General features: G+C 70.1%; 19 protein-coding genes. 9 read left to right on the forward strand and 10 right to left on the reverse strand.

What is annotated here, in order from left to right; translation table 11 throughout:
• The coding region (locus tag LAO51_15080; protein MBZ5640069.1) for a choice-of-anchor D domain-containing protein at window positions 1-3829 on the forward strand (3829 nt) is incomplete at its 5' end.
• 288 nt (window positions 3830-4117) lie between these two features.
• The gene (gene rho / locus LAO51_15085; protein MBZ5640070.1) at window positions 4118-5557 is read left to right on the forward strand and encodes a transcription termination factor Rho; all 1440 of its coding nucleotides are present in this window, start codon (window positions 4118-4120) and stop codon (window positions 5555-5557) included.
• A 9-nt stretch (window positions 5558-5566) separates the two neighbouring features.
• Here the strand turns inward: rho and recG are convergent, their stop codons facing one another.
• The 6 genes from recG to LAO51_15115 form a co-directional block, all read right to left on the reverse strand.
• Window positions 5567-7684, reverse strand: coding sequence for an ATP-dependent DNA helicase RecG (gene recG, locus LAO51_15090; protein ID MBZ5640071.1), 2118 nt, complete (start codon window positions 7682-7684; stop codon window positions 5567-5569).
• 8 nt (window positions 7685-7692) lie between these two features.
• The gene (locus LAO51_15095) at window positions 7693-8583 is read right to left on the reverse strand and encodes a DMT family transporter (GenBank protein ID MBZ5640072.1); all 891 of its coding nucleotides are present in this window, start codon (window positions 8581-8583) and stop codon (window positions 7693-7695) included.
• The gene (locus LAO51_15100) at window positions 8580-9551 is read right to left on the reverse strand and encodes a response regulator (GenBank protein ID MBZ5640073.1); all 972 of its coding nucleotides are present in this window, start codon (window positions 9549-9551) and stop codon (window positions 8580-8582) included. Before LAO51_15100 ends, LAO51_15095 begins: the two co-directional genes overlap by 4 nt.
• Window positions 9548-11062 carry a response regulator gene (locus tag LAO51_15105; protein MBZ5640074.1) on the reverse strand — a complete coding sequence of 505 codons (1515 nt, stop codon included), beginning with the start codon at window positions 11060-11062 and terminating at the stop codon, window positions 9548-9550. The genes LAO51_15100 and LAO51_15105 overlap by 4 nt, the downstream gene beginning before the upstream one ends.
• Before the next feature lie 96 nt (window positions 11063-11158).
• Window positions 11159-12007 carry a decaprenyl-phosphate phosphoribosyltransferase gene (locus LAO51_15110; GenBank protein MBZ5640075.1) on the reverse strand — a complete coding sequence of 283 codons (849 nt, stop codon included), beginning with the start codon at window positions 12005-12007 and terminating at the stop codon, window positions 11159-11161.
• 91 nt (window positions 12008-12098) lie between these two features.
• Entirely contained in the window at window positions 12099-12602 is a 504-nt protein-coding gene (locus tag LAO51_15115) for a GreA/GreB family elongation factor (GenBank protein MBZ5640076.1), read from the reverse strand.
• Window positions 12603-12780: 178 nt separating this feature from the next.
• Between LAO51_15115 and LAO51_15120 the strand changes: the two genes are divergently transcribed.
• From LAO51_15120 to LAO51_15140, 5 genes are all read left to right on the forward strand, one after another.
• Window positions 12781-13227 (forward strand): cytochrome c maturation protein CcmE, encoded by a 447-nt coding sequence (locus LAO51_15120; GenBank protein ID MBZ5640077.1) that lies wholly within the window; start codon window positions 12781-12783, stop codon window positions 13225-13227.
• A 117-nt stretch (window positions 13228-13344) separates the two neighbouring features.
• Complete coding sequence (locus LAO51_15125) at window positions 13345-14082, forward strand: ABC transporter ATP-binding protein (GenBank protein MBZ5640078.1); 738 nt, start codon at window positions 13345-13347, stop codon at window positions 14080-14082.
• Window positions 14079-14792, forward strand: coding sequence for a heme exporter protein CcmB (locus tag LAO51_15130; GenBank protein MBZ5640079.1), 714 nt, complete (start codon window positions 14079-14081; stop codon window positions 14790-14792). Before LAO51_15125 ends, LAO51_15130 begins: the two co-directional genes overlap by 4 nt.
• Before the next feature lie 11 nt (window positions 14793-14803).
• Window positions 14804-15493, forward strand: coding sequence for a cytochrome c biogenesis protein CcsA (gene ccsA / locus LAO51_15135; protein MBZ5640080.1), 690 nt, complete (start codon window positions 14804-14806; stop codon window positions 15491-15493).
• Window positions 15494-15506: 13 nt separating this feature from the next.
• The gene (locus LAO51_15140) at window positions 15507-15680 is read left to right on the forward strand and encodes a CcmD family protein (GenBank protein MBZ5640081.1); all 174 of its coding nucleotides are present in this window, start codon (window positions 15507-15509) and stop codon (window positions 15678-15680) included.
• Here the strand turns inward: LAO51_15140 and LAO51_15145 are convergent.
• The 3 genes from LAO51_15145 to LAO51_15155 all read right to left on the reverse strand — a co-directional run bounded on the left by LAO51_15145 (window position 15677) and on the right by LAO51_15155 (window position 18471).
• Window positions 15677-15826, reverse strand: coding sequence for a hypothetical protein (locus LAO51_15145; protein MBZ5640082.1), 150 nt, complete (start codon window positions 15824-15826; stop codon window positions 15677-15679). The two genes, LAO51_15140 and LAO51_15145, sit on opposite strands and share 4 nt — an antisense overlap.
• Window positions 15823-17739: a hypothetical protein gene (locus tag LAO51_15150; protein ID MBZ5640083.1), complete on the reverse strand. Its 1917-nt coding sequence runs from the start codon at window positions 17737-17739 to the stop codon at window positions 15823-15825. The genes LAO51_15145 and LAO51_15150 overlap by 4 nt, the downstream gene beginning before the upstream one ends.
• Before the next feature lie 168 nt (window positions 17740-17907).
• Window positions 17908-18471 carry a TlpA family protein disulfide reductase gene (locus tag LAO51_15155; GenBank protein MBZ5640084.1) on the reverse strand — a complete coding sequence of 188 codons (564 nt, stop codon included), beginning with the start codon at window positions 18469-18471 and terminating at the stop codon, window positions 17908-17910.
• 128 nt (window positions 18472-18599) lie between these two features.
• Here LAO51_15155 and LAO51_15160 point away from each other — a divergent pair, with 128 nt between their 5' ends.
• A complete protein-coding gene (locus LAO51_15160; protein MBZ5640085.1) occupies window positions 18600-19172 on the forward strand; it encodes an LOG family protein in 573 nt (190 codons plus the stop codon).
• 2 nt (window positions 19173-19174) lie between these two features.
• Window positions 19175-19876, forward strand: coding sequence for a signal peptidase I (gene lepB / locus LAO51_15165; GenBank protein MBZ5640086.1), 702 nt, complete (start codon window positions 19175-19177; stop codon window positions 19874-19876).
• Here the strand turns inward: lepB and LAO51_15170 are convergent.
• Window positions 19860-20226 (reverse strand): hypothetical protein (locus LAO51_15170; protein MBZ5640087.1); only part of this gene is annotated, 367 nt, incomplete at its 5' end. The genes lepB and LAO51_15170 overlap by 17 nt on opposite strands.

Genomic DNA, 20226 nt, shown 5'->3' on the forward strand with positions numbered 1-20226 from the left:
GAGCGCGTGGTCCGCGCTCTCGGCCCGCACCCTCGGCATGGACCTGCCGATCAGCATCGGGCTCCTGACCGGCTTCCTCCACGGCGTGGTCAACACGGTGCGCGGCAGCGGCGAGGTCTACGCCTCCGAGTACCTGCTCCAGATCCGCGATCTCGCCGCGACCTCCGTGGCGGCGAACGGGGACGACGTGCCGGTGCTCGTCCACAAGCGGATCGGCAAGGGAATCCTGATCTACTTCGTCAACGATCCCTCGGACGGCGTCTGGTCGAACCCGACGGACTTCGCCGTCCTGAAGCAGGTGATCGAAAACGCGCTGGAGTTCGGACCCGGCTGGCTCGCGGTCGAGCCTCGATCCGGAACGGTGCCGCCGGGCGAGCGCGTGAGCCTCGAGGTGACATTCGACGCGGCGGGGCTCGCGCCCGGTGATTTCAACGCGGCGGTCGTCGTCCGGAGCAACGATCCCGACGAGCCCGAGGTCCGCGTGCCGACCGCCCTGCACGTCATCGGGGTCCCGGACATCGAGGTGTCTCCCGCGGACCTGGATTTCGGCCAGGTGTTCCTCGGTGTCGGCGCGACGCGCACGCTGACCGTCGCGAACGTCGGCACCGACCACCTGACGGTGAGCGGGATCGCGGTCGACGAGCCCGCCTTCGCGGCCGCTCCGGGGAGCATGAGCCTCGCCCCCGGCCAGTCCGCGCCGCTCTCGGTGACCTTCACGCCGTCGGCGGCGGGAAGGGTCGGCGGAACCTTGACCATCGCGAGCGACGATCCCGACGAGGGGATCGTTCGTGTCGCCCTGGTGGGGCAAGGCGTGACTCCGCCCCGGATCGTGGTGACGCCCCCGTCCATCGCGGACAGCCTGCTGGAGGGACAATCGGAGACTCGGGCTCTGACGATCGCAAACGCGGGCGGCCTCGACCTGCACTGGTCGCTCGGTCTCCATTCGGAGGACGCCGGCCTGGAGGACATCCTCGCCGCCTTGAACGCGAACTACGCCGCGGTGACGGAAGCGATCCCCTCCCGATTCGACTTCACAGGAGGAGAGTCGGGAACGTCGATCGTCGACGGCGGCTATCACATGTACGACGAGGGGAACCTGTTGGGGACGGACCTGGGCAGCCCCATCACCTACTCCGACAACCTCGTCCAGGACAACGGGCTGTTCGGGCCGGGGGGAAGGTTCTTCACCCGCAAGGTTCCGGGGCTGTTCGTCCTGGCCGCCGACCTCGGCGGAATCTCCCGTTTCGAGATCCAGGGGGACCTCGGAGCGGACGATTTCGGCGTGGCGACCGGCACCGTCCTCGAGACCGAGGTCGGAGGGATCGTCTACAGCGGCTACCTGAAGCGGGTCTACCACACGCTCGTGCCGTCGGTCAACCACCTGGTGATCGTCCCGAAGGGCGCCGGGATCTCGCACGAGTTCTCCCACTGGACCAACGACGACGACCACGCGGTCACCGGGCTCCAGGGGACGCGCCGGCTCTTCTTCCTGCTCTTCGCGGGGACGGACGGCTTCTACGTCGACGACGACGCCGCCCTGAGGATCATGAACGCCTTCCTGGCCGCCGTTCCCTCTCCCCCGCTCGTGATCGGGCCGACGGCCGGGACGGTCCCGCCCTCCGGCCGAGCGGACGTCGCGGTCGCGATCGGCGCACCTTGGCTCCGCCGCGGGATCCACCCGTTCTCGATCGACGTCGCGAGCGACGACCCCGTCACTCCCCGCGTCACCGTCCCGGTGACGCTGACGCTGCTCCCCGACTCCGACCGCGACGGGATCGGGGACCCGCAGGACAACTGTCCCGGGACCGCGAACCCGCTGCAGGAGGACGGCGACGGCGACGGATTCGGCGACGCCTGCGACAACTGTCCGGTCACCCCCAATCCCGACCAGGCGGACGCGAACGCGGACGGATCGGGGAACGCCTGCCAACCGGACCTCGTCCTCGCGGGGGTCCGGCAGGACGGGGGCTCCGACCTCACCGTTCGAGCCTGGGCTTCCGACCCGCAGGGAGAGCCCCTCCGAGGGGACATCGGCTTCGTCGACGTCTCCGGGGGAGGCTTCGTCCTGCAGGACGTGGGCGCGACGGGCGACTGCTCGCTGGGCTACTTCCCGGATCCTCCCTCGAGGAAGGGAATCGGGTACGCTAACGTGTCGCTGGGCGCGCCGTACCTCTTCGACCTGGACTCGTTCCTCGGCTGCGACGATTGGGATCCCGACTTCATGCTGGCGCCGGGCGCCTGCGACGACCCGACCGGCGACTTCGATGTGTGGGTCTCGTTGGCCGATCTCACCCTGCCCGCGAACGTCTGCGTCCGGCGATTGGCGGGAACCCCGGAGGCCTTCACGATCACCGTACTCGATTTCGACGCCGACTCGGTGACGTGCAAGCTGGGATCGTTCGGCGGGAGGACCCTCACCATCCCGTTCGCCGGCCGGCTCCCGAGGGAATCCGACATCTCGGCGCTGGCACCCGACACCGCGTATCGGCTCGAGATCACCGCGACGGACGGGAACACGGTCCCGGTGAGGGCCCAGCTGGAGTTCTTGCACCACGCCGAGAGCCGGATGATCATCAACAACCCGCCGCGCGCGGTCATCTCGGTCCCATCCACGACCGAGTGCGACGGTCCGGGCGGCGGGCGCGTGGTCCTGGACGGGTCCGGCTCGCTGGACCCGGACTCCACCGGCGGAACCGGTGGCGACATCGTCGCCTTCGAATGGTCCGAGGAGACGGCGGGGTCCGGTGCAACGCCGCTCGGCTCCGGTCCCGTGATCCAAGTGGTCCTGCCCCGTGGAGACCACACCATCGGCCTCAGGGTGACGGACAGCCGCGGGGAATTCGGGACGGGCGCCGCCACCGTGCGGGTCGAGGACACCCTCCCGCCCTCGCTGTCGTGCCCCGGTCCGGTCACCCTCGAGTGCCAGTCGAGCCGATCGGCGTGGGTGCCGCTGCCGCCGGCGGCCGCGTCCGACGCCTGCGGCGTGGTGACCGTCACCAACAGCCACACCTCGGGCGGCCACGACGCCTCGGGAACGTACCCGCTGGGGACGACCACGGTGACCTTCGTCGCCACCGACAGCGCCGGCCAGCAGACCTCGTGCCACACCGCCGTCACCGTGCGCGACACAGTCCCACCGGTCCTCACGGTGGTCGCGAGCCCGACCGTGCTGTGGCCGCCGAACCACAGGATGGTGACCGTCGACGACACCGTGGTCGCGACGGACGCGTGCGATCCGAGCCCGGCGATCCTGCTCGTGGCGGCGAGCTCGAGCGAGTCCGATGACGCGCTGGGTGGCGGGGACGGCAGCACCACCGACGATGTCCAGGGCGCTTCCGTCGGCACCCCCGACGTGTCGATCCTGCTCCGCGCGGAGCGCGACGGCCAGGGGTCGGGGCGCGTCTACACCCTGACTTATCGGGCGTCCGACGGCTCGGGGAACGCGACCCAAGCGTCCTCGACGGTCACGGTGCCGCACGACATGAGAGATGTGGCGGTGGAGCCTCTGAACCTGGTCCTGTCGGGGCGTGACAGCACCACCGTCCTCTGGGGCCCGGTGGAGGGCGCCCAGCACTACGACGTGATCCGGGGCGACCTGGCGAACCTGAGGGTCATCGGCTCGAGCATCGACCTCGGCCAAGTGGTCTGCATCGACCACGCCACCACGAGCACGACGACCGCCGGCCACGAGGACACGGCGATGCCGGCGCCCGGGCACGTGTTCTTCTACGCGGTGCAGTACTTCGACGGGATCGAGAACAGCTCCTACGGCTCGGAATCGGCCGGGGAGGCCCGCGTCGTCCAGCCCGGCAACGGGGATTGCCCTTGACGGCGCCCAGAGGGTCGGAGCTTCGCCTTCACCCTTCCGAAGGGATCCGGCGGCTCCCGGAGAGAAGCCGGGGAGGGGGAGATTGAAGCTCCGGCCCGTTCTGGACGCCGCTTCGGCGGGCATGCTATAGTCGGCGCCCCTGGATCCATCACCCCATCGCAGCGCGGATCGGCGCCGGAACTTGCCTGTAGATGGACCTTTCACCTGAGTTGAGCGTGCCCTCGTCCTCGTCGCAGCGGTCCCACCGTGCAGGCGAGCGAGGAGAGGTGTCGCCGGACGGGAGGCCTTATGCCTGAAGGTCGGCCGCGAGGACGTCGAGGTCACGGCGGCGGAGGGCGCGATGCGCGCGACAACGGCCGCCGCTCCCACCCGAACGAGGTGAGCGAGGAGGTCGCCGCTCCGCCCGCCGACGGCGGGGAGATTCCCGAAGAGATCGCCCCGGCCCCGGAGGAGGGCGTCGACGATCGCGCCATCGACCTGAACTCCCTCTACCGGATGACGAACCAGGCCCTGACCGCGGCCGCCCGGCGGCTCAACGTCTCGGGAGCCGCGGGGATGCGCAAGCAGGACCTGATCTTCGAGATCATGAAGGCGCAGTCGGAGAAGAGCGGCCTCGTGTTCGCGGAGGGGGTGCTCCAGATCCTCCAGGACGGCTACGGCTTTCTCCGCCACCCGGATTACAACTACCTTCCGGGTCCGGACGACATCTACGTCTCTCCCTCCCAGATCAAGCGGTTCGGCCTCGTCACCGGCGACACCGTCTCGGGCCAGGTCCGCCCGCCGAAGGAGGACGAGAACTACTTCGCGCTGATCAAGGTGCTCGCGGTCAACTTCGACGATCCCGAGAAGCTCCGCGACCGGATCTTCTTCGACAACCTGACGCCCCTCTACCCCCTCGAGCGCCTGAGGCTCGAGACGGGGCCCGAGAACATGTCGGGCCGGATCATGGATCTCCTCACCCCGATCGGGAAGGGGCAGCGCGGCCTGATCGTGTCCCCCCCCCGCACCGGCAAGACCATGCTCCTCCAGTCGATCGCGAACTCGGTCACCAAGAACCACCCCGAGGTCTTCCTGATCGTCCTCCTGATCGACGAGCGCCCCGAGGAGGTCACCGACATGCAGCGCTCGGTGGCCGGGGAGGTCGTGGCGTCCACGTTCGACGAGCCGGCGCAGCAGCACGTCCACGTGGCCGAGATGGTCATGGAGAAGGCGAAGCGGCTCGTCGAGCACAAGAAGGACGTGGTGATCCTGCTCGACTCGATCACCCGCCTCGCCCGGGCCTACAACACCGTCCAGCCGCCGTCGGGGAAGGTGCTGTCGGGCGGCATCGACGCCAACGCCCTCCAGCGCCCCAAGCGGTTCTTCGGCGCCGCGAGGAACATCGAGGAGGGCGGCGCCCTGACCATCATCGCCACCGCGCTGATCGACACCGGCTCCCGGATGGACGACGTGATCTTCGAGGAGTTCAAGGGAACCGGCAACATGGAGCTGCACCTCGACCGGAAGCTCACCGACCGGCGGGTGTTCCCGTCCATCGACCTCGAGCGCTCGGGGACGCGGAAGGAGGAGCTCCTGATGCCGAAGGACCAGCTGAACAAGGTCTGGATCCTGAGGAAGATCCTGAGCCAGATGTCCACGGTCGAGGCGATGGAGCTCCTCATCGACAAGCTCTCGAAGAGCAAGTCGAACGAGGACTTCCTGATGATGATGCAGCAGCCGAGCTCGTAGCCCGGCGGGTCACCCGATCCCGGCGAGGCTCAGCCGGCGCTTCCAGCCGGGGCGCAACGAGCCCAGGATTCGCGCGGCGCGCTCGCGGCCCGCCGTCCCCTCCGCCACCAGTTCCTGGGCCTCCGAGCGTGCTGCCTCGAGCAGCACCGGGTCCCGGAGCACGACCGCCAGGAACTGCAGGTCCGTCATCCCGTGCTGCTGCGTGCCGAAGACCGCCCCCGGCCCGCGGATCTCGAGGTCCTTCTCGGCGATCCTGAACCCGTCGTTCGATTCCGCCATGACCGCGAGCCGCTCCCTCGCCTCGCGGCCCGGCGCCCCCTCGCCGACCATCAGGATGCAGTAGGACCGGGAGGCCCCGCGGCCGACCCGCCCGCGGAGCTGGTGGAGCTGCGAGAGGCCGAACCGCTCCGCGTGCTCGACGATCATCACGCTGGCGTTGGGCACGTCGACCCCGACCTCGATCACCGTGGTCGCCACCAGGACCCCGATCTCCCCCGCCGCGAACGACCGCATCGCCGCGTCCTTCTCGTCCCCCTTCAACCGGCCGTGGAGCAGGCCGACGCGAAGGTCGGGGAGCACCTTCTCCCTCAGGACGGCGGCGAAGGCGGTCGCCGCCTTGAGGTCGCTCTTCTCGCTCTCCTCGACCAGCGGGACCACGACGTAGACCTGCCGTCCCGCGAGGACTTCCTTCCGGACCCCCTGATAGACCTTCTCCCGGTCCTCGTCGCCGCGGATCAGCGTCTTCACCGGCGTCCGGCCGGGCGGCATCTCGTCGATCACCGAGAGGTCGAGGTCGCCGTAGAGCGTGAGCGCCAAGGAGCGCGGGATCGGCGTGGCGGTCATCACCAGGACGTCGGGCCGCGCTCCCTTGCCCGCCAGCGCGGCGCGCTCCAGGACGCCGAAGCGATGCTGCTCGTCCACGACCACGAGGCCGAGCCTCTCGAACTCGACCCCGGGCTCGAACAGCGCGTGCGTCCCCACCACGAGGTCGATCGCTCCCGTCCTCAGCCCCTCGAGCGTCCGCCGGCGCGCGGCGGCGCCGACGGATCCCGTGAGCAGCCCGCGCCGGTAGCCGGCCCCCGCGGGGTCGAGCAGCCGGGAGAGGTTCCGGTAGTGCTGGTCCGCGAGGATCTCGGTGGGAACCATGAGCGCCCCCTGGTAGCCGTTCTCGACGGCGACGAGGAGGGTGAGGAGCGCCACGATCGTCTTTCCCGACCCGACGTCCCCCTGGAGCAGCCGGTTCATCGGGTGGGGCGACCTCAAGTCCGCCCCGATCTCCCTCAGGACGCGCTTCTGGGCCAGAGTGAGCCGGAACGGGAGGAGCCGCGCCAGCTTGGTCCGGAGCGCGTCGGGGACCTCGTAGGAGATCCCTCGCGCCTCCGCCTCGAGGCCGCGCTTCCTCACGGCCAGCGCCAGCTGGAGCAGGAAGATCTCCTCGAAAGCGAGCGTTCGCTGCGCGGGGGTCGTCCGGGATGCCAGCGCGTCGAGCCCGGTGTCGGGCGAAGGGAAGTGGACCGTGAGGAGCGCGCGGAGCCGGTCGACGAGGCCGTGGCGCGCGGCGATCGCGGCGGGGACCGGTCCGCCGAGCGGCGGCTCGAGCTGCTCCAGCGCGCGATGGATGAGGCTCCGCTGCATGCGCGACGAGAGGTCGGCGAGCTTTCGGTACACCGGCACGATCCGGCCGGTGTGGATCCCCTCCGCGTCCTCGGCGTCGAGGAACTCGTAGTCCGGGTTCTCGAGGATCACCTCGCGGCCGTACCGGTCGAGCGAGGCCCGGCCGAAGATCACGGCCCGGCGCCCTTCGACGAACAGGCGGTCGAGGTACGGCTGGTTGTACCAGACCGCGCGGATCGATCCGCTGTCGTCTTCGAGCGTGGCCTCGAAGATCGTGAATCCGGGACGCCTCGTCCGGATCAGCCGGCTCCGGGCGACCTTGACCGCGAGCGTCGTCTCGGATGCGCCCGGCAGGAGCGCCGCGATCCGCGCGAAGGCCCTCCGGTCCTCGTACCGGAACGGGAGCACGTACAGGAGATCCTCGACCGTCTCGAGGCCGCCCTCCTTGAGTCGCTCCGCGCGGCGGGGCCCGACGCCCTTGAGGTACCGGAGTTCCGTGTCGACGTTCACCATCGGCGCGATTATAAGGAAGGATCGGCGGGAACCGGCCGCCCCTCGCTCGCCGCCAGGACGATCCCCGCGACGATGAGGATCGCGCCCCCGTAGAACGCCGGCCCGGGGATCTCGCGGAACAGCACCGCGGCGTACACGGTGGCCAGGACCGGCTCGCCGAGGATCGCCATGTTCACGGTGAACGCCGGGAGGCGCCGCACGCTCCAGTTCAGGAGACCGTGGCCCGTCAGGTGCGGCCCGGCGGCCAGCAGGAGCAGCCAGCCCCAGGTCGCCGAGGGGTAACCGGTGAGCCTCGCCCCCCCGGCCCAGGCGAGGCCGAGGAGCGTCGCCGCGGAGACCGAGTTCACCAGCAGGAGGTAGCGGGGAAAGCCGATCCGCTCCCGCACGCGCCGCCCGATCATGAAGTAGGCGGAAGCCGTCACGGCGCCGGCCAGGGCCAGGAGGTCGCCCCAGAGCGCCCGGCCGCCCACGGCGAGATCCCCCCCCGCGAGCACCGCCGTCCCCGAGAGGGCGAGCACCATCGCGGCGATCCCCCGCCCTCCCGGCCGCTCCCTCAGGAAGTACGGCCCCAGTGCCGCGGTGAACGCCGGCTGCGTCGTGACGATGACCACCGACGAAGCGATCGACGTGAATCGGAGCGAGGTGATCCAGGTGGCGAAGTGCAGCGCCAGGAGGACCCCCGCCGCGGCCGCGAGACCATAGGTGCGGGCCGAGACCGGCGCGCTCCTCGAGAGCGCCCACGGCAGGAGGAGCGCCACGGAGAACAACAGCCGGTAGAACGCGATCCCGAGGCTCGGGGCGTCCGAGAGCCGCACGAGGATCGAGGCCCAGGACACCGCGCCCACCGCCACCGCGAGCGCCACCGCGGCGGGAAGCGAGCCGCTCCGATCCCGGCTCATGACCGGGCGCGGAGCGCGCCTCGCGTGAGCAGGGTGCAGATCGCCTCGGCGAGGTCCGCGTCCGGCAGCGGGCTCTCGTCCAACATGGCCTGCACGGCGGCGCCCCCCTTGGCGCGCGCCATGACGTCGAACTCCGCCGCGGTGATCTCGTGCGCGTCGAGCCTCATGCGCGCCTCGGGTGCGAGGTCGAGCACCGTCTCGCCGGACGGGATCAGCTCGCGCCAGCGATTCCACTCGTCGAGGGAGACGAGTCCGTCCATCAGGGCGTTGGCCGCGGGAGAGGTGATGCTCCGCTCGCCGGCGCCCCCCTCGCGGGGGAGGACCCGGAACAGCGCGGACGGCCATCCGAGCATCCGGTAGAGCGCCTTGCTCCCCGTCGCCCGGCGGCATTCCGCGTGCACCATCTCGCCGTCCTCGAAGACGATCCGTCCCTCCTCGGCCCCCTGCCGGAGGTGCACGACCCCGTCCTTGTGGTTCAGGGCCAGGATCTGGAGCAGGTCGGAGATCGCCAGGTGCTCTCCCGAGCCGGCAAGGAGCGCGTCCCCTCCGCGGCGCGCGTCCTCGAGCGCGCGGCGGCGATCGAGGAGCCGCTCGACCCTCGCGTGCAGCTCCTCGACCGCGAACGGCTTGACGATGTAGTCGTCCGCCCCCAGATGGAATCCTCGAAGCCGCTTCGGCAGCTCCGACTCGACGGTCAGGAAGACGAACGGCACCTCGGCCGTCTCGGGCAGGCGGCGCACCGCCTCGAAGAGCTCCCAGCCGTCCATGACCGGCATCAGGATGTCCGCGACGATCACGTCCGGCACCCACCCGGCCAATCGCAGGAGCGCCTCCCTGCCGTCCGACGCTTCCGCGATCTCGAACCCGCGGGACGCGAAGAAGTCCCGGACCATCCGGAGGATGAGACGGCTGTCGTCCACCACCAGCAGGCGGTTCGGCCGGACCTTCTCCGCGTCGGGCGGCATCATCGGACGTGGTCGATCAGCTCGTTCAAGGAGGGCGTGGTCTTCGAGATGTCGTCGTGGATTCGCCCGGCGCGGGCCACGTCGTCGAGGCGCGCGACCAGGGTGGGGTCGAACTGCGATCCCGCGAACTTGCGGATCTCGGCCAGGGCGTCGCCGACCGACATCCCCTTTCGGTAGATGCGGTCGGTGGTCATCGCGTCGAACGCGTCGCCGATGAGGATCAGGCGTCCCGCCAGCGGGATCTGCTCCCCCTTGAGCCCGTCGGGGTAGCCCGAGCCGTCCCAGTACTCGTGGTGGTGCCTGATCCCCGGGATCACCTCGGCGAGCGCGGGGATGTGGGCCAGGAGCTTCGCCCCGGCCAGCGGGTGAGTCTTCATGACCTCGAACTCCGCCTTGTCGAGCCGTTGCGGCTTCTTGAGGATGTCGTCCGGGATGGCGATCTTCCCGACGTCGTGGAGGATCCCGGACAGCAGCAGCGGCTCCATCCGCTCCCGCGGCAGCCCCAGCTCCTGGGCCACCAGGAGGCCGATCCGGGCGACCCTGAGGGAATGGCCGTGGGTGTAGGCGTCCTTGGCGTCCACCGCGCTCGCCATGGACACGATGATGCTGAGGAACATCGAGCGCACGTCGCGCTCGAGCCGGGCGTTCTCGATGAAGATCGCCGCCTGCGAGGCCAGCGCGTAGAGCAGCTTCTGGTCGTTGGCCGAGAAGCGGCGCTTCCGCGCTTCGAGCTCGATCTCGATCCCTCCGGTGAGCCTCTCCTTGGCCACCATCGGGACGAACACGGAGTTCCGGCTCGAGTCCTCGTACATGCGGATCCCGAGGGGCGCGTCCGGCGCGTCCGGGGCCAGCAGCGGTAGCTTGTCCGAGATCCGGAACCGATCGCCGTGCCGCGGGCCGGCCTGGCCGTCGTACCCCTGCACCCCCTTGACCTCGAGGTCGCCCCGCTCCGGATCGAAGAGCAGGATGGAGCCGCGGCGCGCCTGCACGGCCACCAGGGCCTGGCGCAGGATGATGTCCACCTCGTCGTCCACCTTGAAGGGCGACGTGATGGCCGATCCGATGCCGAAGAGCATCTCGAGATAGAACTGGCCGAGCCGCCGGCTGCTCTCGATCGCGTCCCTCACCCTCAGCGTCGTCCGGAGCCTCGCCAGGAGCTCCTTGGTGAAGAACGGCTTGGTGAGGTAGTCGTCGGCCCCCGCCTCGAACCCCGCGAGCTTGTCCTTGAGCTCGTTGTGCGACGAGAGCATCACGATCGGAATGGCGCTCGTGGCCTCGACGCTCTTGATGCTCCGGCAGACCTCGTACCCGTCCATGTCCGGCAGCACCACGTCCAGGAGGATCACGTCGGGCCTCAAGTCGCGCGCCATCTCGACCGCCGTTCCGCCGGCCTCCGCCAGGTGGACCTCCCAGCCCTCCGCCTCCAGCTCCTCGCGGAGGATGCCTCGGAGCAGGTTCGAGTCGTCCACCACGAGGATGGACGGACGCTCCGATGGCGACGCGGTCGTGGGCATAGGGGATCCTTCGGCTCGCGGCAAATCCTAGGGGCGGGGTCAGGGGAAGTCAAGGAACGGGAGAGGTCTCGCCGGGCGGCGCGCGAAAAGGCACCCTCAGCGCCACGCGTACACCGCGACGATCACCGCCGCGCCCCAGAGGAGCAGATTGATCAGGAGGGGGCGATCCGAGACCACGAGGAGGGTCGGATTGTCTCCTTCTCCGCGCTGGTGCACGAGGTAGAGGTAGCGGAAGATCCCGAACAGGACGAACGGGATCGTGAGCCCGAGGTGGCGGGTCCCGAGCCGGCCGGCCACCTCCGGGGAGAACGCGTAGAGCGAGTACGCCAGGACCGTGGAGGCCGTGACGACGGAGATCATCTGATCGAGGAACGGCAGCGAGTACTCGCGCAGGATGGGCCGCTGCTCCGTCGCTCCCTGCAGCGTCTCGATCTCCTGCCGCCGCTTGACGAACCCCAGGAACAGCGCGAGCAGTCCGGTGCAGAGCGCGAGCCAGTGCGACATGTCGACGCGCAGCACCACCGCGCCGGCCCACGCTCGGAGCAGGAATCCCGCGGCGACCAGCATCACGTCCAGGATCACGACGCCCTTGAGCACGAGCGAGTACACGAGATTCATGAAGAGGTACGTCAGCGCCACGGCGCCGAACGGCACGCCGAGGGCAGCCGCGCCGCCGAGCCCCCCGACGGCGAGACCGAGGGCCAGGGCCGCCGCCGCCTCCACGGAGAGCGCCCCCGAGGCCACCGGACGCCGCCGCTTCGCCGGGTGGAGCCGGTCGGCCTCGCGGTCGGCGACGTCGTTGATCACGTAGGCGGCGGACGAGAGCGCGCAGAAGCAGGCGAACGCCCCGAGCGCCCGCAGCACGGAAACGGGGTCGCCGAGCTTCTGGGCGAACACCAGCGCCGCGAGGACGAAGACGTTCTTGATCCAATGCCTCGGCCGCATGACCGCGACGGCCGGCGACAAGAACGAGGCCCGGGCGGACTCGGCGATCACCGTGCTCCCCCCTCAGCGGCGGCCCATCATAACCCGGACGTCAGGCGGGATCGGCGGAGCCGGGAGCGGGCTCGGACTCCTTCTTGTCGTGAAGGGTCTTCAGCTCGACGATCTCGAACCGCTTGCGGCCGGAGGGGACGGGAATGGTCACCTGGTCCCCCTCCTTGCGGCCGAGCAGCCCCTGGGCGATCGGCGACGCGATCGAGATCAGCCCCGCCTCCGAATCGGAGACCTCCGGGATGACCAGCTCGTAGGTGACCTCGGCGTCGCGATCGAGGTCGAGCAGGACGATCGTGGACCCGAGCCCCACGCGATCCTTGGGCACCCGGTCGAGCTTCATGGTGCCCAGCTCGGACAGCCTCTCGCGAAGGGCGGTGATCCTGGCCTTCACGTACTGCTGCCGCTCCAGCGCCGCCTTGTACTCGGCGTTCTCGCTGAGGTCGCCCATGGCTACCGCCGTCTTGATCTCGCGAGGCAGCTCGACCCTGAGCTCGCGCTCGAGGGCTTTCAGCTGCTCCGCCAGGCGCTGCTGGACCTCCCGCATCCTCTCCCCCCGCCCCCCGGCTCGGCGGAATGTACAACCCTCCCCACGCTTTCGCAAAACGCGCGCCGCACGTCCGGCGGCAGCTCCCCGGCGCTCGAATGGAAAAAGGCCCGAATTGACAGCTTTTGCCGGGATCCCTAGAATGCCCCCGGCCTGGAGGCGTCCCGCGAGGTTCCCAATGGACAAAGGCAAGAAGCTGAAGCTTGTGCTCATCGGGGCCGGGATCGTCGCCTGCATGGGCTTCCTTCTCGTGGTGACGCTGAGCGGCGGAAGCGGCCTCGTCTACTATTACACGGTGAGCGAGTTCCAGGAACTGAGTGGAGCCAAGGACGGCGGGATCCGGATCAACGGGAAGGTCGAGGCCGGCTCGATCCTGCGGAGGACGACCGGCATGGACGTCCGGTTCAACGTGACGGACGGCCGCGCCGTGCTCCCGGTCGAGTACCACGGCGTGGTTCCCGCCACGTTCGTGGAGGGGGCGGACGTCGTCGTCGAGGGAGGCCTGAGGCAGGACGGTGTGTTCGAGGCGAAGAACCTCCTCGCGAAGTGCCCCTCGAAGTACGAGGCCGCCGCGAAGCGCGGCGAGAAGAACCCCCACGCCGACGCCAGGGCCGACGGGATCTAGCGGGGTCCGTGAGCCTCGGTCCGCGGCGCGGTGCCACGCGGCGGGCCGGCCGGTTGCTCTCCTCTTGTCAGTCCCGGGGATAAGACGATAACGTCGCAGGTCCCGGAGAAAGCGCGCGTGGGAGATCCCCCGATCCTCGAGGCCCGCCGGCTCACCAAGCGGTTCGGGGCCCTGACGGCTCTCGACGGCCTGGACTTCGACCTCGCCCGCGGGGAGTCGCTGGCGGTCTTCGGGCCGAACGGAGCCGGGAAGACCACCCTCACCCGGATTCTCACCTCGAGTCTCAGGATGACCTCCGGCTCCATCCTCATCGACGGCCGCGATCCGCGCGCCCACGAGATCGAGACCAAGCGGATCCTCGGCCTGATCTCGCATCAGACCTTCCTCTACGACGACCTGAGCGCCAGGGAGAACCTGATCTTCTTCGCGCGGCTCTACGGACTCGACGCCCCCGGTGAGCGCGCGGACGCGCTGCTCGACTCGGTCAGGCTCCTGGACCGGGCCGACGACCCGGCCCGGACGTTCTCCCGTGGGATGCAGCAGAGGCTGGCGCTGGCCCGCTGCCTGATCCACGACCCCCGCATCGTGTTCCTCGACGAGCCGTTCACCGGGCTCGACCCCTACGCCGCCGCCCTGCTCCGCGCGACGCTCGAGCGGCTCCGGCACGAGGGGCGGACGCTCTTCCTCGTCACGCACAACCTGGCGGAGGGGCTCGAGCTCTCGGACCGCTTCATGATCCTCGCGGGCGGGCGGATCCGCGCCCAGGGCGTTTCCCGCGGACTGGACCGGCTGGCGTTCGAGCGCTCGTACTTCGAGCACGTCGGAGGCCCGCCGCCCGGCGGGGCGAGAGCGTGAGTGCCGCTCCGGGGCGCGCCGGGCCCGGTTTCCTGCGCGGAGCCTGGGTCGTCGCCGCCAAGGATCTCAGGATCGAGTGGCGGACCCTCGAAACGCTGTCGGCGATGGTGCTGTTCTCGCTGATCGTCCTAGTGGTGTTCAACTTCGCGTTCGACCTGACGACGGTGCGGCAGGTCGGCGCCGCTCGGCTCGTGCCCGGAGTCCTGTGGGTGACCTTCGCCTTCTCCGGGATCGTGGGGTTCGCGCGCTCGTTCGCGATCGAGCGCCACCGCGACTCCCTCTCCGCGCTGGTCCTCGCTCCCGTCGACCGCTCGGTGCTCTTCGCCGGCAAGACGCTGGCGAACCTGGCCACGGTGGCCGCGCTCGAGGCCGTCGTCCTGCCGCTGTCGGCGGTGTTCTTCGACTACGACCTTCTCTCCCTCCTCGGGCCGCTGGTCCTCGTGGTGCTGCTCCACACGCTCGGGCTGTGCGAGCTCGGCACCCTCTTCGCCGCCATCGCCGCCCGGGTCGGGCGCGGAGAGGCGCTCCTGGCGACCCTGTTGTTCCCGGTCGCCTCGCCGCTGTTCATCGCGGCGGTCAAGTGCACGGCGGCGGTCCTGGACGGGAAGCCCCTGGCGTCGGTCTCCCACTGGATGCTGGTGACCGCGGGGTTCGACGTGCTCTACTTCCTGGTCGCGATCCTGACCTTCGAGTTCATCCTCGAGGACTGACGGAGGACCCGATGAGAGGTGCCAAGGACATCCTGACCGCCGCGCTCTTCGGCGTCATCGCGGTCCTGATGCTCGGGGCGGTCTACCTGGTGTTCGTCTACGCGCCGGAAGAGCGGGTCATGGGGCCGGTGCAGCGCATCTTCTATTTCCACGTTCCCTCGGCCATCGTGACCTTCACATCGGTCATGGTCTTGCTGGCGGCGTCGATCACCTATCTCGCCACCCGCAGGGCGTTCTGGGACAACCTGGCCCGCGCCGCGACCGAGATCGGCCTCCTGTTCTGCACGGTGGTCCTCGTCACCGGGCCGATCTGGGCGAAGCCGGCGTGGGGGGTCTGGTGGACCTGGGAGGCGAGGCTCACGACCACGCTGGTCCTCTGGCTCATCCTGGCCGGTTGCCTGATGGTCCGCGGCTACGCCGAGAACCGCGACCAGGGTGCGCGCCTCGCCGCGGTGCTCGGGATCGTCGCGGCGCTGGACGTGCCGATCGTCTACAAGGCGGTGGATTGGTGGCGAGGTCAGCACCCGGTGGTGTTCGGTCCCGGCAAGCAACAGGCGCTGGCTCCGGAGATGCACCTCACGTTCCGGTTCTGCCTGTTCGTGTTCCTTCTCCTCTTCGCGCTCCTGCTGACGCTGAGGACGCGCGTGGCCACGCTCGAGGACCGGGCGAGGTCGATTTCCGAGACCCTAGAGGGCCGGTGACAAGGAGCGCGTCATGGATCAGGCGTGCAGCTTTCTGTTCTGGGCCTACAACGTGGTCTGGATCGCGCTCGCGGCGTACGTCGCGTTCCTGATGGTGCGACTCGGCCGGGTCCGCGACCGTCTCGACCGCCTCGAGCGGAGGCTCGCGGGGTCCGATCCCGCGGCGGGACCGCCGCGAGGCGCCTAGCGACGGGGCGCTACGGGGGCCGCGCGAACCGCCGGCTCCCGCGACGACAGCACGCGCTGGTACCTGCCGGCGAGGGCGCCGAGCCCGACCACAGCCAGGGTCGCGATCAGCGCCATAAGCAGCAGCGTCCGCGTCTGCCGCGTCACGGCGCGCTCTCGTTTCCGCAGGCGTCCACCGCCCTGACGCGGTAGTAGCCGCTCGCGGCCGTCGAGTCCGTCCAGGCGGTCGCGGTGGTCTCGGCGGCCTTCGCGAAGGTCCCCGACGCGCTGGTGCAGCGATAGACGCGGTACTTCGCCGCCGCGGGAGCGCCGCTCCACGAGAGCGCCGCTCCTGCGCTCCCGGCGCGAGAGGCGGTCAGCACGGCACCGGGATCGACGGCGCCGGCGAGCACCTGGACCGCCGCCTGCGGCTCGGCCAGGTCCACGTTCCCGTGGTCGTCCACCGCCCTCATCTGAAGCGTGTGAACGCCGGGGTGGAGCGCCGCGCTGGCGGAGCCGGCCTCGACGTAATCGCCCCAGGCGCCATCCGTCGGCGTCGCGGGCACCCAGGCCCCGCCGTCCGCACGCCACTCGAGCCGCGCGATCCGGCTCACGCTGATGCTCGCCTGCGGCGTGAGGCCCGAGGGATTCCGGTTCGTCGCGGCCACCACGGATCCCTGTCCCTTGATCGCGACGCCGCCGCAGACGGTAGCGGGGATCGCGTCGAGCACCGTGTCGGGATCCTCGCCGACCACGTCGTCCGCGCCGTCGGCATTAAGGTCCGCCCAGCCGATCTGCCTCCTCGTGTCGGCGCACATCCACGGCCCGTTGGAGTCCATGACGCAGGAGACCGCGGAGGGGTTGCAGGCGTGGCAGTTGGCGTCGATCCCGTCCAGGTAGCCGCGGTGCTCGGCGCACTTGCACCCGCTGGCGCTGTACTCGTCGAACGCGAAGAAGCAGTGCAGCATCTCGTGCCGGATCACCTGGTTCATCCGGTCGATGCCCCAGGCCTGGTCGTCGTACGTCATGACGACGTGGGGACCGCCGATCCACGCGTACGCGAAGTACCCGTCCGCGAACCGGCCGTCGGGGTCGCTCAGCGAATCCGCGACGAACACGTTGACGCCCCAGTCGGTGCGGTCGGCCCGCCGCGTGTCGTTCGCCAGCGCTCTGGAGCGGGCCCAGCGGTCGCCGCTCCCGTATCCCATCTTCGCGAGGATCTCGCGGGCCCAGAGGTCCTCACCCGTCGTTCCGTTCGGATCGGCCTTTCGCGCGATCGGCTCGTACGCGGTGCGGGCCTTGGAATCGACCCGCCCCGCGATCACGTGGTACACGAACGTGAGCTGCGCCGACGGCTCCTGGGTCCGCAGCCAGTCGAGGCCGGCCGCCACCTGCGTGACCACCGCCTGCTCCCGGTCCGCGGTCCACTTCTCGGTGGACAGGTCCACGGACCCATCGCTCTGCACGAGGAACAGGTTCACCGAGACCGACCCCGCCAGGAACTCGCTGGTGTTCTGGTCGGTCGCCCCGTAGGGCTGGGATGCGGCGGGGAGGGTGTCCGGCTCGGCGCCGCTCTCCGGGCCCGGCAACCTTCGCAGGTCGGGGGCGGAGGCCGTGGAGGCGGGAGGCAGCCACGCATCCTGCCCCTCGGCGGCCGGCGCCCGCTCGCCGTCGCGGTTGAACTCGGAGAAGCGACGGGACTGGCCCTTGAAGAACCGGTTCCACGCCGAAAGCCCCGCCTCGAAACCGATCGAACGCCTCCGATAGGCCGAGGCGGAGACGGCCTCGCTGCTCACCTCCCGCACCGCCGGGCTCCCGAGCATTCCGCGGAGGGACTCTCGCGGGACCTCGGCCACGAAGAGGCCGTCGAACACGTGGGCCACCTTCCCGTTCGCCGCGCGCACGGCCTCCACCGCCCGCTCCCGCGTCTCGGGCCGCTCGTCGGCCAGGACCACGACGGCGAGCACCTCGTCGTGCGCTCGCTCGGGTATCTCGCCCGCCGCGGCTCCCGGGACGACGGCGAGCGTGATCAGGACGAGAGCGGCGAGCGCGGGACGTCTCGCGGTCGCGGACGAGCGCATGGAGATCTCCCTCGGTCGATACGGTCCGAGGAAGAATCTAGGGACGGTCGCGGGCGGGAACAATTCGAGGACTGTAATCCGTCGCGCCGAATCGTGGCACCGCGAGGCCGGGCGCCAACCCCTTGACTTCGAGGAACTTGGCCCGGTGGTCCGGCCGGCGGGAACCCGTCACGACGTGGGGGCGAGGCCGAGCATCTCCCGTATCCGGTCCTCGAGCACCTTCTTCGGGACGCCGCCGACGAAGCTGGCGACGATCTTCCCGTCGCGGTCGATGAAGAACGCGGAGGGATAACCGAGGATTCCCCCGAACGCGTCGCTGACGGCCTCGTTCCCGATCAGGTTCGTGTACGGGATCCGGGCCTTCTCGACGAACGGGCGCACGACCGTGGCCCCTTCGTCGTCCATCGAGATCGCGATCAGCTCGAACCCCTGGTCCTTGTACTGCGCGTAGAGTTCCTTGAAGCTCGGGATCTCCTCTCGGCACGGCGCACACCACGTCGCCCAGAAGTCCACGAGCCGCACCTTCCCCGCGCTGTCGGAGAGCCGCACGGCCTTCCCGTCGAGGTTCGGTAGGGAGAAATTCGGAGCGGTCCGGGGCACGACCGTCCCCGCCGCGGAACCGTCCCGGCCCGCGTCCTGCCCCGAGGGGCCGCCGCACGCCACGCCGACGGCGAGCGCGGCGGCGACGAGGGGGGCGGCCTTCGCAACGGACATCCAGCGCACGGCGCTCATGGTCAAACCTCCCGAGCCGGCCCAAGCGGCCGAGCCGGAGCATTCTAACGGCTCCGTGGCCGCGCGTCGACGCCGCCTTCGCGCTGGGATATGCTCTTCCGTCCCTTCGATCGAGAGGAGAAGAGGGTTTGCCGGACGCACCGCATCATCCCCGGGGGGATCGCTCCATCGCGGTGTTCGGCTCCTCCGAGGCCGTCCCCGGCGATCCGTTGTACGAGCAGGCGCGCGCGGTCGGGCGGCTGCTCGCGACCGCGGGCTACCGCGTGGTGACCGGCGGGTACGGAGGGGTGATGGAGGGGGCGAGCCGAGGAGCGGTCGAGGTTGGCGGGAACGCGCTGGGGGTCGCTTGCGGCGCCTTCCCGGAGCGCGTGCCGAACCGCTACCTGAGCGAGGTCGTCGAGGAGCCCGAGCTGTTCTCCCGAACGCGCGCGCTCATCGAGACGGCCCGCGGCTACGTCGTCCTCCACGGCAAGTCGGGCACCCTGGCCGAGCTGGCGTTGCTGTGGGCACTCCACCGGGCGGGGAGCCTCGGGCGTCGCCCCGTGGTACTGTTGGGAGATGGTTGGCGGCCGTTCCTCCGACATCTCGTCCAGGCCGGCATGATCGAGTCGGAGCAGTTCGACGTCACCCGGGTCGTGGATACCCCCGAGGAAGCCCTCGGGATCGTCGGGGAGTTCCTCCCGAACGGCATGGAGGACTGAGCTTGGGCGGTCGCACCGGGTTCGGCGACGGGCGCTCTCAGGCGGCGGGGCCGGCGCCGAAGAGCGTCTTGCGCGACTACGTCGAGACCATCATCGTCTGCGTGATCTTCGTGATCTTCTCGCGGGCCTTCGTGTTCCAGCAGTCGAAAATCCCGAGCGGGTCGATGGAAGACACGCTGCTGATCGGCGACTACATCATGGTCAACCGCTTCCTCTACGCCCCGGCCTCGTTCGACTGGGAGCGGAAGCTCCTGCCCGTCCGTGACGTGCGGCGCGGAGACGTGGTGGTGTTCAAGTTCCCGGCGGAGCCGGAGATCGACTACATCAAGCGGATCGTCGGGCTCCCCGGAGATACCATCGAGGTCAAGGACGGCTTCCTGTACGTCAACGGCGCGCGCGTGAGCGAGCCCTACGTGAACCCCTCGTATCGCCACGGCGACGCGTTCGGCCCGATCAAGGTGGAGCCGGGAGACTACTTCGCGATGGGCGATCACCGGGACCGCTCGGCCGACAGCCGGGTCTGGGGGTTCGTGCCGAAGTCCCTCCTCAAGGGACGCGCGCTCCTGATCTGGTGGTCGTATGACGAGGACTCGGCCGAGGCGAACCCGCGCGGGCTTCTGGACACGCTCAAGTCCCTGGCGGGAAAGACCGCGCACTTCCTCACGCGCTCCCGCTGGAACCGCTGCTTCACCCTGATCCGTTGAGCGCGAGCGGTCCGCGGCCGACCGGGACCGCGGCGACCGGGGCGCCGCGGCGCTCCACCGAGTGCGCGCGGAAGGAGCGGTCGTCCGCCTCCGGATGATCGGAGCGGTAGTGCGCGCCGCGGCTCTCGGTGCGCCATGCCGCCGCCTCCGCCACCGCGCGCGCGACGACCCAGCGGTTCCTCGCCTCGACCCCGACGCGGCTCGCGACCGACGCCGCCGGGCGCCGCGAGAGCCGCTTCAGCGCGTCGCGGGCGCTCTTCAGCCCCGTTGGCCTTATCCCCGATACCGATTCCAGCGGGGCAAAGGACCTTAAAACCGGCATGACCGGCAGGCGGAACGCCCAGCTTCGG

The organism is Terriglobia bacterium, from assembly GCA_020073205.1.
GTDB lineage: Bacteria > Acidobacteriota > Polarisedimenticolia > Polarisedimenticolales > JAIQFR01 > JAIQFR01.

What these genes read in the sequence shown, in the direction of transcription:
- rho (MBZ5640070.1), top strand. Translation starts at nt 4,118, where the DNA reads ATGCCTGAAGGTCGGCCGCGAGGACGTCGAGGTCACGGCGGCGGAGGG.
- recG (MBZ5640071.1), bottom strand. Translation starts at nt 7,684, where the DNA reads ATGGTGAACGTCGACACGGAACTCCGGTACCTCAAGGGCGTCGGGCCC.
- LAO51_15095 (MBZ5640072.1), bottom strand. Translation starts at nt 8,583, where the DNA reads ATGAGCCGGGATCGGAGCGGCTCGCTTCCCGCCGCGGTGGCGCTCGCG.
- LAO51_15100 (MBZ5640073.1), bottom strand. Translation starts at nt 9,551, where the DNA reads ATGATGCCGCCCGACGCGGAGAAGGTCCGGCCGAACCGCCTGCTGGTG.
- LAO51_15105 (MBZ5640074.1), bottom strand. Translation starts at nt 11,062, where the DNA reads ATGCCCACGACCGCGTCGCCATCGGAGCGTCCGTCCATCCTCGTGGTG.
- LAO51_15110 (MBZ5640075.1), bottom strand. Translation starts at nt 12,007, where the DNA reads ATGCGGCCGAGGCATTGGATCAAGAACGTCTTCGTCCTCGCGGCGCTG.
- LAO51_15115 (MBZ5640076.1), bottom strand. Translation starts at nt 12,602, where the DNA reads ATGCGGGAGGTCCAGCAGCGCCTGGCGGAGCAGCTGAAAGCCCTCGAG.
- LAO51_15120 (MBZ5640077.1), top strand. Translation starts at nt 12,781, where the DNA reads ATGGACAAAGGCAAGAAGCTGAAGCTTGTGCTCATCGGGGCCGGGATC.
- ccsA (MBZ5640080.1), top strand. Translation starts at nt 14,804, where the DNA reads ATGAGAGGTGCCAAGGACATCCTGACCGCCGCGCTCTTCGGCGTCATC.
- LAO51_15140 (MBZ5640081.1), top strand. Translation starts at nt 15,507, where the DNA reads ATGGATCAGGCGTGCAGCTTTCTGTTCTGGGCCTACAACGTGGTCTGG.
- LAO51_15150 (MBZ5640083.1), bottom strand. Translation starts at nt 17,739, where the DNA reads ATGCGCTCGTCCGCGACCGCGAGACGTCCCGCGCTCGCCGCTCTCGTC.
- LAO51_15155 (MBZ5640084.1), bottom strand. Translation starts at nt 18,471, where the DNA reads ATGAGCGCCGTGCGCTGGATGTCCGTTGCGAAGGCCGCCCCCCTCGTC.